The organism is Rhizobium leguminosarum bv. viciae USDA 2370, from assembly GCF_002008365.1.
Taxonomy (GTDB): domain Bacteria; phylum Pseudomonadota; class Alphaproteobacteria; order Rhizobiales; family Rhizobiaceae; genus Rhizobium; species Rhizobium leguminosarum.
The window spans coordinates 167,616-180,552 of the sequence record NZ_MRDL01000046.1 but is presented as its reverse complement, the minus strand read 5'-3'; the positions used below and the strand labels follow the sequence as shown (position 1 = coordinate 180,552).

At 61.3% G+C, this 12,937-nt stretch carries 10 protein-coding genes; 1 reads left to right on the top strand and 9 read right to left on the bottom strand.

Annotated elements, in window-relative coordinates:
• Positions 1–7: 7 nt before the first annotated feature.
• Genes BS629_RS22870 through cyoA form a run of 5 tightly spaced genes read right to left on the bottom strand, consistent with a single transcriptional unit; the run spans position 8 to position 5,021 of the window.
• Positions 8–787: an SURF1 family protein gene (locus BS629_RS22870; RefSeq protein WP_018246249.1), complete on the bottom strand. Its 780-nt coding sequence runs from the start codon at positions 785–787 to the stop codon at positions 8–10.
• A complete protein-coding gene (gene cyoD / locus BS629_RS22865; protein ID WP_018246250.1) occupies positions 784–1,185 on the bottom strand; it encodes a cytochrome o ubiquinol oxidase subunit IV in 402 nt (133 codons plus the stop codon). The genes BS629_RS22870 and cyoD overlap by 4 nt, the downstream gene beginning before the upstream one ends.
• Positions 1,182–1,802 carry a cytochrome o ubiquinol oxidase subunit III gene (gene cyoC / locus BS629_RS22860; RefSeq protein ID WP_018246251.1) on the bottom strand — a complete coding sequence of 207 codons (621 nt, stop codon included), beginning with the start codon at positions 1,800–1,802 and terminating at the stop codon, positions 1,182–1,184. Before cyoC ends, cyoD begins: the two co-directional genes overlap by 4 nt.
• Positions 1,803–1,808: 6 nt before the next feature.
• Entirely contained in the window at positions 1,809–3,812 is a 2,004-nt protein-coding gene (cyoB, locus tag BS629_RS22855) for a cytochrome o ubiquinol oxidase subunit I (protein WP_018246252.1), read from the bottom strand.
• A 42-nt stretch (positions 3,813–3,854) separates the two neighbouring features.
• Complete coding sequence (gene cyoA, locus BS629_RS22850) at positions 3,855–5,021, bottom strand: ubiquinol oxidase subunit II (RefSeq protein ID WP_018246253.1); 1,167 nt, start codon at positions 5,019–5,021, stop codon at positions 3,855–3,857.
• Positions 5,022–5,399: 378 nt separating this feature from the next.
• On the opposite strand from cyoA, the gene BS629_RS22845 reads away from it, so the two are divergent.
• Positions 5,400–6,731: an MFS transporter gene (locus BS629_RS22845; RefSeq protein WP_018246254.1), complete on the top strand. Its 1,332-nt coding sequence runs from the start codon at positions 5,400–5,402 to the stop codon at positions 6,729–6,731.
• Positions 6,732–7,071: 340 nt separating this feature from the next.
• Here the strand turns inward: BS629_RS22845 and BS629_RS22835 are convergent, their stop codons facing one another.
• The 4 genes from BS629_RS22835 to BS629_RS22820 form a co-directional block, all read right to left on the bottom strand.
• A complete protein-coding gene (locus BS629_RS22835) occupies positions 7,072–7,539 on the bottom strand; it encodes a cyclic nucleotide-binding domain-containing protein (protein ID WP_018246255.1) in 468 nt (155 codons plus the stop codon).
• Between the two features lie 102 nt (positions 7,540–7,641).
• Complete coding sequence (locus tag BS629_RS22830) at positions 7,642–10,356, bottom strand: ABC transporter ATP-binding protein (RefSeq protein ID WP_018246256.1); 2,715 nt, start codon at positions 10,354–10,356, stop codon at positions 7,642–7,644.
• Between the two features lie 182 nt (positions 10,357–10,538).
• Positions 10,539–11,684: a glycosyltransferase family protein gene (locus BS629_RS22825; RefSeq protein WP_018517800.1), complete on the bottom strand. Its 1,146-nt coding sequence runs from the start codon at positions 11,682–11,684 to the stop codon at positions 10,539–10,541.
• Positions 11,681–12,928 (bottom strand): glycosyltransferase, encoded by a 1,248-nt coding sequence (locus tag BS629_RS22820; RefSeq protein WP_018246258.1) that lies wholly within the window; start codon positions 12,926–12,928, stop codon positions 11,681–11,683. Before BS629_RS22820 ends, BS629_RS22825 begins: the two co-directional genes overlap by 4 nt.
• Between the last annotated feature and the right edge of the window lie 9 nt (positions 12,929–12,937).

Genomic DNA, 12,937 nt, shown 5'->3' with positions numbered 1-12,937 from the left:
TGCCGCATTATGCGGGGGCCCTCTCGCCGCGAAGAATGAACACCAGCAATGCCAGCACCATCGCTGCCAGCCCGTACCAGGTGATCGCGTAGACGAGATGGTTGTTGGGGAAAGCGATGACGGTCAGGCCGCCGACGGGCAGGCCGCCGGGATTGGCAGTGGCATCGGCGTCGATGAAGTAGGGCGCGATCGTACCAATGCCGCGCTTTTGCGCGATCGCTGCGACGTCGCGCGAATACCAGCGGTCGGCCGCGACGTCGTTCGATTGCAGCAGCGATCCCTTCGGCTCCGTCATCCTTATCAGACCGGTGATCTCGACCGGTCCTGACACTTCACCCTCGCGGCGCGAGGCCGGGTCGCGCCTGTCGGTCGGCACGAATCCGCGATTGACGAGGATCGATGAACCGTCGGCAAACGTCAGCGGCGCCATCACCCAGTAACCCGGACCGAGCGCGGTCGAGGCATAGACCAGCGTTTCCTTGTCGTTCGCCAGCGTCCCGGACACGATCACCCGCCGATATTCGTCATCAGTGGCATTGATCTTGTTCCAGTCGGGACGTGCTGGGGCTGGCACGGGTGCCGCATGCACACGCTGGTCGACGCGCACGATCAGATCGCGTTTCCAGGCCAGGCGCTCAACCTGCCAGGTGCCGAGTGCCGCGAGTGCCGCAGCAAGCAGCACCAGACAGACGGCGAAGATCGCTCGTTTTACCCGATAACGCTGTCTTTCCGACTTCTCCGCGTGAGCCTGCGGGTGACGCTGCCGCCGCCCTCTCGTGACTGTCACGGCATGTTCTTCATCATTTCGGGGCTCATCGGCATCATGTTGGTGTTGAGATGATGCATGACCCAGAGGGATCCGGAGAGCGCGATCGCGACGATGATGAGGGTGAAGATCAGCGCCATGATCGTCCAGCCGCCCTCGCTCCTGGTATTCATGTGCAGGAAGAAGACCATATGGACGACGATCTGGATCGCGCCGAGGCCCATCACCAGCACCGCCGTCACCGCCGGACTGTCGAACACGCCTGACATGACCAGCCAGAAGGGAATGGCGGTCAGGATAACGGAAAGCGCGAAACCCGTCATATAGCTGCGGAACGTGCCGTGGCCGGCCTGATGGCCGTGGCTGTGGCCGTGATGAGCCTCGTGGGCATCCTCATGTGCAGGTGCTTGCGAACTCATCCGAGAACTCCCAGCAGGTAGACGAAGGAAAAGACGCCGATCCAGACGACGTCGAGGAAGTGCCAGAACATTGAAAGGCACATCAGGCGGCGGCGGTTGGCCTCGATCAGACCGTGCATCGACACCTGTACCATCAGCGTGATCAGCCAGATGATGCCGAAGGTGACATGCAGTCCGTGCGTGCCGACCAGAGTGAAGAAGGACGAGAGGAAGGCGCTGCGCGTCGGCCCGGCGCCTTCATGGATCAGGTGGATGAACTCGTAGAGCTCAAGCCCGATGAAAGCTGCACCGAACAGGCCGGTAACAGCAAGCCAGAACAGCGTTTCCGCTTTTGCGTTCCGCTCCATCTGCAGCATGGCGAAGCCGTAGGTGATCGAGGAGAAGAGCAGCATCGAGGTATTGAGGGCAACGATCGGCAGATCGAAGAGATCGGCCGGCGACGGGCCGGCGGCATAGTTGCGGCCGAGCACGCCGTGTGTTGCAAACAGCACCGCGAAGATCAGGCAGTCGCTCATCAGGTAGAGCCAGAAGCCGAGATTGGTGCTGTTTTCCGGATGATGGTCTTCGGTCAGGTAGAATTCAGGCTTTTCGGCCGTGTCGATGGTCTGATCGCTCATGGTCTCTTACACCTGCTCGGCAAGCAGCGCAGTTCGCTTGCCTTCCGTTTCGGTTACCTCTTCGGCGGGGATGTAGAAGTCGCGTCTGTAGTTGAAAGTGTGGCCGATCGCGACGACGAGCATGGCGACAAAGGAGACGACCACCAGCCACCACATATACCAGATCAGGCCGAAGGCGAGTGCGACACTGATGCCCGACAAGATCGCCCCGGTGCCGGTATTCTTCGGCATGTGAATAGGCCGGAAGCCTTCCAGCGGACGCGCATAACCGCGGTTCTTCATGTCGTACCAGCCGTCATGATCGTGCACGACAGGCGTCAAGGCGAAGTTGTATTCCGGCGGGGGCGAGGAGGTCGACCATTCCAGCGTGCGGCCATCCCAGGGATCGCCGCTGTCGTCGCGCAATTCCTCGCGTTTCATGAAGCTGACGACGATCTGGATCAGGAAGGCGGCAATGCCAAGCGCAATCAGGCCGACGCCGAAAGCGGCGATGATGAACCAGATCTGTATCGACGGGTCCTCGAACTGGCTCATGCGGCGGGTGACGCCCATCAGGCCCAGCACATAGAGCGGCATGAAGGCGAACCAGAAGCCGATCTGCCAGAACCAGAAGCTCATCTTGCCCCAGAAGGGATCGAGCTTGAAGCCGAATGCCTTGGGGAACCAGTAGTTCACGCCGGCGAACATGCCGAAGAGAACGCCCCCGATGATGACGTTGTGGAAGTGGGCGATGAGGAACAGCGAATTGTGCAGTACGAAGTCGGCCGGCGGCACGGCAAGCATGACGCCGGTCATGCCGCCGATGACGAAGGTCACCATGAAGCCGACCGTCCACAGCATCGGCACCTCGTAGCGGATGCGGCCGCGATACATGGTGAAGAGCCAGTTGAACATCTTCGCCCCGGTCGGAATCGAGATGATCATTGTGGTGATGCCGAAGAATGAGTTGACCGAAGCGCCCGAGCCCATCGTGAAGAAATGGTGCAGCCAGACGATGTAGGACAGGATCATGATCACGCAGGTCGCATAGACCATCGAGGCGTAGCCGAAGAGGCGCTTGCCCGAGAAGGTGGCGACGACTTCCGAGAAGATCCCGAACGCCGGCAGCACAAGGATGTAGACCTCCGGATGACCCCAGATCCAGATGAGGTTGATATACATCATCGGATTGCCGCCGAGGTCGTTGGTAAAGAAGTTCGTTCCCGCATAGCGGTCGAGCGACAGCAGCGCCAGCGTTGCCGTCAGGATCGGGAAGGAGGCGACGATCAGCACATTGGTGCATAGGGCCGTCCAGGTGAAGACCGGCATCTTCATGAAGGTCATGCCCGGAGCACGCATCTTGACGATGGTGGCGATCAGGTTGATGCCCGAAAGCGTCGTTCCGACGCCGGCCACTTGCAAGCCCCAGATATAATAATCGACGCCGACGCCTGGACTGTAGGCAGCGCCCGACAGCGGCGGGTAGGCGAGCCAGCCGGTCTGGGCGAATTCGCCGATGAACAGCGATAGCATGATGATGATCGCGCCGGCGGTGGTCATCCAGAAAGAGAAGTTGTTGAGGAACGGGAAGGAGACGTCGCGCGCGCCGATCTGCAGCGGCACCACGAAGTTCATCAGACCGGTGACGAAGGGCATCGCCACGAAGAAGATCATGATGACGCCGTGGGCGGTGAAGACCTGGTCGTAGTGATGCGGCGGCAGATAGCCCTCCGAACCGTTGAAGGCGATTGCCTGCTGGATGCGCATCAGGATCGCGTCGGAGAAGCCGCGCAGCAGCATGATGACGGCGAGGATTACATACATGATGCCGATCTTCTTGTGATCGACGCTGCAAATCCAGTCCCGCCAGAGCGGACCCCAGAACTTGAAATAGGTGATGATGCCGAGCACCGCGATGGCGCCGATGACGACGCCGATGAAGGTCACGACCAGGATCGGCTCGTGATAGGGGATGGCATCGAGGGTCAACCGGCCGAAGACGAACTTCAGGAGGTCAGGATTGGAAAACATGGAACAACCCGTTCATTATGTCTTGCGACGCAAAGCGCCAGGTTAATTGTTGTTGTTGAGCTGCGCCGGCGCCGGATCGGCGCCATTGCTCATGCCGGGCATGGAATGGCCCTCATGCTGCATGTCCATTCCGGGCATGTCGTTCTGCATGCTGTTGCCGTCGGTACGCTCGGCGGGCTCGCTTCGGGCCGGAGCACCCGTCGCCGGCACGGTGGCGGCGGGCGCCACGATGCCTTCGTCGGCGTGACGGGTGTCATATTGCAGCTTCTCGCGGTTCTCGGCACTTTCCTTGCCACCACCGCCCATCATGTCGATGTGCATCATCTCGCTCATGCACATCTTGCCTGGTGTGGCGCACATATTGAGGATGGCGTTGTAAAGGTCGGCGTCGGCCCCGGCATAATAGCGCACCGGTTCCTTCTCGCTCGGTTTCTCGAGCTTCAGATAGGCGTCGCGGTTGAGCATCGTGCCTTGCTGCTTGACCTGCGCCACCCAGGCGTCAAACCCCTCTTGGGTAAGGCCGTGGAACTTGAAGCGCATGTGCGAGAAGCCAGCGCCGCTGTAATTGGCGGAAAAGCCCTCATATTCGCCTTCCTTGTTGATGACGGCATGCAGCTTCGTCTCCATGCCCGGCATGGCATAGATCTGGCCGGCAAGGGCAGGGATGTAGAAAGAGTTCATAACCGAGGAGGCGGTGATCTTGAAATTGATCGGCATGTCGACCGGGGCAGCGAGTTCGTTGACGGTGGCAATGCCGAGTTCGGGATAGAAGAACAGCCACTTCCAGTCGAGCGCCACGACCTCGACGTTCAAGGGCTTGGTATCAGCCGGAATGGCGCGCTCTGCATCGAGGCGGTCGAGCGGGCGGTAGGGATCGAGCTTATGGGTGGAAATCCAGGTGACGGCGCCGAGAGCGATGATGATCGCAAGCGGTGCCGCCCAGATCACGATTTCGAGGCGGGTCGAATGGTGCCATTCCGGCGCGTAGGTGGCGACCGTATTGGAACGTCGGTAGCGCCAGGCGAAGAACAGCGTCAGGAAGATCACCGGTACGATGATCAAAAGCATCAGCACCGTCGAGATGACGATCAGATCGCGCTGTTGCATGGCGATGTCGCCGGAAGGCGCCATGACCACCATGTTGCATCCTGCCAGGAAAAGCAGCGGCAAGACGGATAGAAGGCGGGAAAACTTCGCGAGTTTTGGCACGTCTCTAAGCTCTTGTTGTTTCGTTTGTTCCGCGACTAACGCACTGGACCAGATAGCGACATGAGGTGTTTGGTCGCAGTGCAGCAATCATGCCGCACTGCGGCAAGAATCATGTTGCACTACAGCTTTGAAATCCTGATGAAATCAAGAAGGATTCTTCGGCGAGCGCATGTTCCAAACAATATATCCGCCTGAACCGGCCAGGCCAGCATCCCATCGCAAAATCGCGGTCCGGATCACGCTGTTTTTTCCGTCCACGCCTCATTTTGAGCCGCCATGATGAACTATTTACGTCTTACGGACTTGATAAGCCTGCAGGTTTGATCAAGATCAGGCTGAGGCGCCTTGCCGAAAGCGCTTCAACGAGGGAGGCGTTTTATGGCTACAACATCGCATTACGGACCGTCGTCGTCGTCGCTGGAACGCGACGCGCGGCGCATTCACGACGACAAGCCGGTTTCGCCGGGCAGCATCGCCATCGGCGTGGTGATCGGCCGCATGTCGGAATTCTTCGATTTCTTCGTCTATGGCCTTGCCTCGGTCCTGGTCTTTCCACAGCTGATTTTCCCCTTTGCTCCGGACAGGCTGACGGGAACGCTCTATTCCTTCGCCATCTTCTCGCTGGCCTTCCTGGCGCGCCCGGTGGGCTCCGTGGTCTTCATGACGATCGACCGGCTGTACGGCCGTGGCACCAAGCTGACGATCGCGCTTTTCCTGCTCGGCGGCTCAACGGCCTCGATCGCCTTCCTGCCGGGTTACAACGAGATCGGCGTCTGGTCGATCGCCTTGCTGGCGCTCTTCCGTCTCGGCCAGGGCTTCGCGCTCGGCGGCGCCTGGGATGGCCTTGCCTCGCTGCTCGCGCTCAATGCGCCGGCCAAGCACCGCGGCTGGTATGCGATGATCCCGCAGCTCGGCGCGCCGATTGGTTTCGCGCTGGCCAGCACGCTCTTCGGTTATTTCGTCGCCAATCTTTCCAATGAGGATTTCCTCTCCTGGGGCTGGCGTTATCCCTTCTTCGTCGCTTTCGCCATCAATGTCGTGGCGCTGTTTGCGCGTCTGCGCCTGGTCATGACCAAGGAATTCGGCACGCTACTGGAACAGCACGAACTGGAAGCAGCTCCCATCCTCGACGTGCTGCGTGTCCATGGCCGCGACATCCTGATCGGCGCCTTCGTGCCGCTGGCGAGCTTTGCGATGTTCCACCTCGTCACCATCTTCCCGCTCGGCTGGATGAGCCTTTACGGCAACCAGCCGATCGGCGCCTTCATGGTGGTGCAGGTGGTCGGCGCCATGGTCGGCATCGTCACCATCATCGCGTCGGGCCTGATCGCCGACCGTATCGGTCGGCGCGCCCAGCTTGCGATCTGCGCCGTCATCATCGCTATCTTCAGCTTCGTCGGGCCGATCCTGATCGCGTCCGGAAACAGCGGTCATGACGCTTTCGTCATCATCGGCTTCGGCGTGCTCGGCCTTTCCTTCGGCCAGGCGACGGGCTCGATCTCTTCCCGCTTCGGCCGCGGCTACCGCTATACCGGCGCTGCCTTCACCTCGGACCTGGCCTGGCTGATCGGCGCAGGTTTTGCACCGCTGGTGGCGCTCAGCCTTTCCAGCCGCTTCGGCCTGCCCTTCGTCGGCTACTACCTGCTGTCGGGCGCCATCTGCACCCTTGCAGCACTCGCCTTCAGCAGGGCGCTGGAGCAGCGCGAATAGACGGACTTGAACCCAGAGGCCTGCATGGGAAACCATGCAGGCTTTTGTTTTTCGGACCGCCGACATTCTGGCCGGCGATAAACTGAATTGTTTTCTTGCGATCTGAACAAGCTTTCGCACGGCTGCGATAAGCCAGCTTGATGAGATCGAGCGTCAGACCGATTTGCGAATCGATCAGCCGGAGATCGGCCGGTCAGGACGAATTGGTGGAACGCGCCAACTGGTCATTTCACGATCTTTTATCGTGATCTATCGTGTTCGCCAGAAAATCGAACAGGTGGAAATTTCGCGCCTCGTTCAACGCGCACAGAAAAGGCCGCCGAAATCTTGCTTTGAAACCCTACTGCGCCATCTGCGGCTGTTTCGCCGCCCGGGCTGCGGTCAGCTCCGCGGTGGTGTGGTTCAGGCGGTCCGCCAGAACCCGCATGATTTCCACAGCCATCTCGGGGAAGTCGCTGAGCAGCTTCAGGAAGTGCTCCTTGCTGATGCGCAGCACTTCGAGCGGCGAGGTGGCGCGCACCGTTGCCGTGCGCGAGACATCGCAGAGAATGGCGATTTCGCCGACGATCGAATTGGGTTCGACATCGGCGACCTTGATCTCGCCCGCCGGCGAGGAGACGACGATATCGGCGGTACCCGAGAGGATGACATAGGCGGCGTCACCGACATCGCCCTGATGGAAGAGATCCTGTCCGGCCTTGTAGGTCATGCGATCGGAGGTAAAGGCCAAAAGCTTGAGCTTTGCTGGCGCGATCCTTGAAAAGATCGGCACCCGTCGCAGCATTTCGACTTCGTCTCTCAACAGCATGAGCGTTTCAATCCCCTGACGCAGGGTCCACAGGACCAGGCATCTTCAAACTCCGAGGCGTTCCCCATCGGGAACACCCACCATCGCCGCCCCTATAGAATATTACGATAACAGTTCCTTGAACATCCCGTTTTTCTCGGAAAGTTCCGGATAGTTTCCAGCCTCCGCCAATCCGCCGCGGTCGAAGAGCAGGATCCGGTCGAACATCTCGGCCTGCCGGGCGTTGGAGAGCACCCAGATGATCGCCGGCCGATGGCCTTCCTCATGCAAATCCTCGATGATATTGCGGGTAATCCGATCCTGAACCCGCTGGTCGAGCGCCGACAGTGGCCGGTTGAAGATGAAATAGTCCGAGCGCTTCAACAGCGCGCGGGCCAGGTTCAGCTTCTGCCGCTGCACCATGGTCAGTCGCTTGCCGCCGGAGCCGACGTCGAATTCGAGGCCGATCGACAGCACGTCGTCATAAAGGTCGAGCGCATCGAAGAGTTCGCCCATGATGCCGCGGATGCGGTCGGAGGCGTCGGCTTGCTGATAGGCGATACGACCGAAGAGCACATTGTCCATCAGGCTTGCCGACGGGGTGAAACGCTCGGCATCGTAGCGCTCGATCAGCTCGGCGAGATCGGCCGGAATATGCTCGTGGAACTGCTTGCGGGCGTTGACGATCTTGTCCATGAGCTCGTTCGTCAGCAAGCCGAAGCGATGGCGCGGCTCGATATAGGCAAAACTCAGCCGGATGATAGCCGAACGTTCCTCAGGCGTGGCGTCCTCGAAGCGGCGGCTTTGCAGCTTCTGCAGCAGCGCCTGGTAGGTCGGAATGTCGTCCGCCGTCATGAAGGTCAGCTGCTGGAAGAAAGGATGGTCCGGCGGCAGGTCGTGGAAGAGTTCCACCGCGTTCTCGGCGATCTCGAGGCCCATGGCGTAGAGATCCGTGCTGAGGCCGGTTTCACGGAAGAGCTCCTGGAAATAGGGATGCGCGGCAAGCCTCCGATTGGTCATCAAAGGCCGCTTCATCGTGCCGAAGAGCAAATTCTCGCCAACCGTCGCCTGGGCGTTGTAGGCGTCGAAATCGAAAGGCACGACGATCGTGTCGAGCCCCTCGTCGCGCAGCCGGTCGCGCAGCGAGGCGCGGAGCGCCACGACGTGGTTGCTGACTGCCACATGCACATCGGTATTGACGGTCGAGCGCAGCGCCAGATCGAGGATGTCCTGTGAGATGAGGACGGCGTCGAGCACCGGGCGGATCGCTTTCAGCAGGTCCTCGGGCCCGCTGGCGCCGGCGGCCTTGTAGTCCACCCAGTCGCTGTTGAGGTCGAGCGTCGGATTGCCGGCCTTCTCTGCCTCGGCGGAATGCCATTTGTACTCCAGCGCTTCCCGCTCGTCGTAAACGGGATCGGTCATCGGCGCATGTTTGAGGCCGTAGAGCAGATTGCTGGCCAGCGTGCCGTGGAAGAAGAAGGTGTCGGCCGAGGCATAGGAGATCCGCCGGCCGGTAATCGATTCCGGCAGGTCCAGGAGATCGCGCCCGTCGATGGTGATGCGGCCGGAGTCCGGCCAGACCATGCGGCCGAGCGCTTCGGCGAAGGCTTCCGCGCCGCTGCCGTTCGGCCCGACGATCGCCACCGTCTCGTTCGGCTTGATCTCGACGGAGACGTGATCGACGAGGCGGGCGCCGCTGTCGTCGGAGAGCGACAGATTGGTGACGACGAGCGCGCTCGTCAGCGCCCCGACCGGGGCAATCGCGAGTTCCTGGATACGGCTGTCGATTAGCGGCTCGACATTGAACTGCTCGTAGACCTGCTGGTACTTCACCTGCACGTCCTGGCGCATCTGGTCCCAGTCGATCAGTTCCTTCAGCGGCCCGGGCAGGTCCTTGTAGGCTGATATGACGGCGACGAGCTGGCCGATGTCGAGCCGGCCCTGCAGCGCCAGGTAGCCGCCGATCGCGTAAAACAGGAACGGCGTGACCTGGGCGAGGAAGTTGTTGATGAATTTCACCAGGAACTTCCACTGGTAAAGATCGTAGCGGATCGAGAAGATCCGGCCGAGCCGCGAGGCGATGTCGGCGCGTTCGAGGTTCGATGTGTCGTTGCCGTGGATCGTGCCGATGCCGTCGACGATTTCGCCAACGCGGCCGGAGAGCTCGCGCGCCGTCAGCTGCCGCTGGCGGCCGAGGTCCAGCAGGCGCTTGCGCATGCGGGGAATGACGACCGCCTGTACGCCGACGATGCCGGCGGCGATCATTCCGAGCCAGAAATTCTGCACGATGATGAAGGCGAGCGCCGTGATCGCCTGGCCGCCAAGAAGGGCAGGGGAGACGAAGGCATCGCCGGTGAAGCCGCCCATCGGCTCCACCTCGTCCTTGATCATGGTGGCGATTTCGGCCGATTTTACCCGCTTGAAGTGGATGGGCGGAAAACGCAGCACCCGGTCGATCAGCTCGAAGCGGATACGGCGCAGCATGCGCTCGCCGAGCCGGCCTTTATAGGTGTTGATGTAGAACTTGAAGAGGCCGTTCAGCACCACCAGCGCCAGAAACACCAGGCTGAGGGCCATCAACATCTGGAAACGATTGAGCTGCAACCCTTGGAAGAATTCGACATGGCCGATCAGCGGGATGTCATAGGCAATATGCATGAAGGTCTGCCTTGCGCCCGGACCTTCGAAGCCGTCACCCTGAATCGGTCCGTTGACGATCTGCTTCGGCAGGTCGAAGGACAGGAAGTAGGGCACCATCGAGGCGGCGACGACAGCCAGAATCCACAGCTGCTGCAGCCGCGTGTTCTTCCAGATGTAGCGGGCGAGGCTTTTTTCCATGGCTAACCGTCAGCTTGCTGGGAAATTCCGGGGGCGCGATCCGGGCGCCGGGACGGGGAGGAATTTTGAGAACAGGACCATGCAGCCGGACCGCCGATATCGCAATGAAAACAAGGCGAAGCGACCGGCTGCAGAAATGCCGATTCTCGCCGGAACTCTGCTTATATCACAGGAATTTTGGATTAGGCGAGGGATTCGGCAATCATGGAGCGAATGATGGCGGCGGTTTTCTCCGCTCCGGCGAGATCGAGCAAGACCGGCCCCCTTAGCTGTGCCGCGAGCGCCTTTTCGACGGCCTCCCTAACATGGCCCGACGTCAGTCCCTTTTCCGGCAGGATGTCGGCAAGGCCGAGCGCCTGCAGCCGTTCGGCGCGCACCGTCTGCTCGGTTTCGCCGTCGGCGACGAAGGGGATGAGGATCGCCCGGCACTCGGTGCGCAAGAGATCGCCGACCGTATTGTAGCCTGCCTGCGAAATCGACACTTTCGCGCCGCGCAGCAGAGAGGGAAAATCCTTGCGGAAGCGCACCAGCGTCACATTCGGGGCGGCATCCTCAGACAGCGCGGCGAAATCGGCCTCCGGCAGGTTCGGGCCTGATATCAGCAGCCAGCGAAGATCGGCGGGTAGCAGCGCTGCTGCCTCTTTGGCCGCGCCGATCAGTGCAGCACCGACCGCGCCGCCGCCCGCCGATGCGATGATGTCGAATGTCTCGGTCGGTTCCGGCGCCGGCGGTGGTGCGACGAGGCCGGTATAACGCAGCCTGTCGGCGATCTCGGATGTCAGCGGGAAGGTGTCCTCGAGCCTGATGAAATCGGGATCGCCGTGGACGAGCACGGCATCGAAATGATCCTTGACCAGCTTGGCGGTCTCCGCGTCGCGGCCTGCCTTGCGGTTTTCCTGCAGGATGTCGCGCACCGAGCTTAGGAGTTTCGGCCGAGGTTCGGCCTTTTCGATCGCCTCGAGCAAGGGTAGTAGTTCGAAGCGCATCTGTCGCCGTCCGAAGGGGAAGGCTTCGATGATGACGACATCGGGCCTCGCGGCATGGAAGGCATCGAGAAGCAGCGCGCGGCGGGCATTGAGGAAATCCCCGCCCGCTGGCCGACCATCGGCATCGGCGAGGCCGGAAAAACCGGCATTGCTGGCAACGACCGCCGGCAAAGCTACGGTCTTTATACCCTCGCCCGGAAAGCCCGGCACAGGCAGGCCGCCGGTCACGACAGTCACGTCAAAACCGTCCTTCACCAGTGCATTGGCGATGCGGCTGGCGCGGGCTATGTGGCCGATGCCGAGCAGGTGCTGGACGTAGAAGAAAATGCGCGGTGCCGTCATGACGCCTTCTGCCATTCGGCCTCGAACAGGCCGGTGAGCTGTCTGATGCTGGAGTGATAGTCGAAATGTTCGCGCACCTGGTTTTCGGCTGCGTCGCCGAGACGCTTGCGCAGTGCTGGGTCGCGGATTGCCGCCTCCAGCGCTCTGGCCAGCAGCGCCGGGTCCTCCGGCGGCACGACGAGGCCGTTTTCACCGTTCTTCAGGAGCTCAGGCACCCCGGATACTTCGGTCGAGAGGCAGACGAGCCGCTGGCTCGATGCCTCGACCAGGACGTTCGGCAGGCCGTCGCGGTCGCCGTTGGCGGCGATGCGGCAGGCAAGTGCGAAGAGGTCGGCGCGGCGGTAATGATCGAGCACGTCTTCCTGTGCCATGGCGCCCTTCCAGACGATGCGAGGGGAAATGCCGAGTTCCGTGGCCAGCGCCTTCAGTTTCCCAAGCTCCTCGCCGCCGCCGATATGGTCCATGCGCCAGTTAAGATCGGCAGGTAGCAGTGCCAGCGCCCGCAGCAGCACGTCGTAACCCTTTTTCTCGACGGCGCGGCCGACGCTGAGGATGAAGGCCGGATCGTCGGGATCGCTCCCGGTCCGGTCCGAGCGCTCGCCGGCAAAATGGCCGAAACGGGCAAGATCGAGACCGTGGTAACTCAAGTGCACGGTCTCTTTGCGTGATGTCAGCGTCCGCATGTGTTCATAGCCCGTCCTGGTGCAGGTGACGGTCCAGCGGGCGCTGCCGAGTTTCTCGTTCAGCTCCCAGTCGGGCGACGTCCAAATGTCCTTGGCGTGCGCCGAGCAGGTCCAGGGGGTGTCCGTGAGGATGCTCGCATATTCCGTCACCGAGGCCGGCGTGTGGATGAAATGGGCATGCAGCCATTCGCCCTCGTCCGGCCATTCACGCCCCAGCACCAGTGCCTGGCCGAGACGGCGCAAACGGTTGCGGGAGAGGTCGCGCTTGAGGTCGGCGAGGAAGCGTTTCATCAGCGTCTTGAAGCCGGGTTTGGAGAAACCGGCGGCCAGGCCTTTCAGCACGCGGATTGGCTCTTCGTGTAGATATTCCGGCAGATAGACGACACGCGCCCGGATCTCGTCATGCACGGGATGGCGCTTCTTGTCGGTCGGCCGGCGCATCGAAATCAGCGTGAGGTCGAAGCCGGCCTTTTCGAGGCCGAGCAGCTCCTGGGCGATGAAGGTTTCCGAAAGGCGGGGATAGCCCTTCAGCACAACGAGGATCTTGCGGCGTTGCGGCAAGGCTGTGCC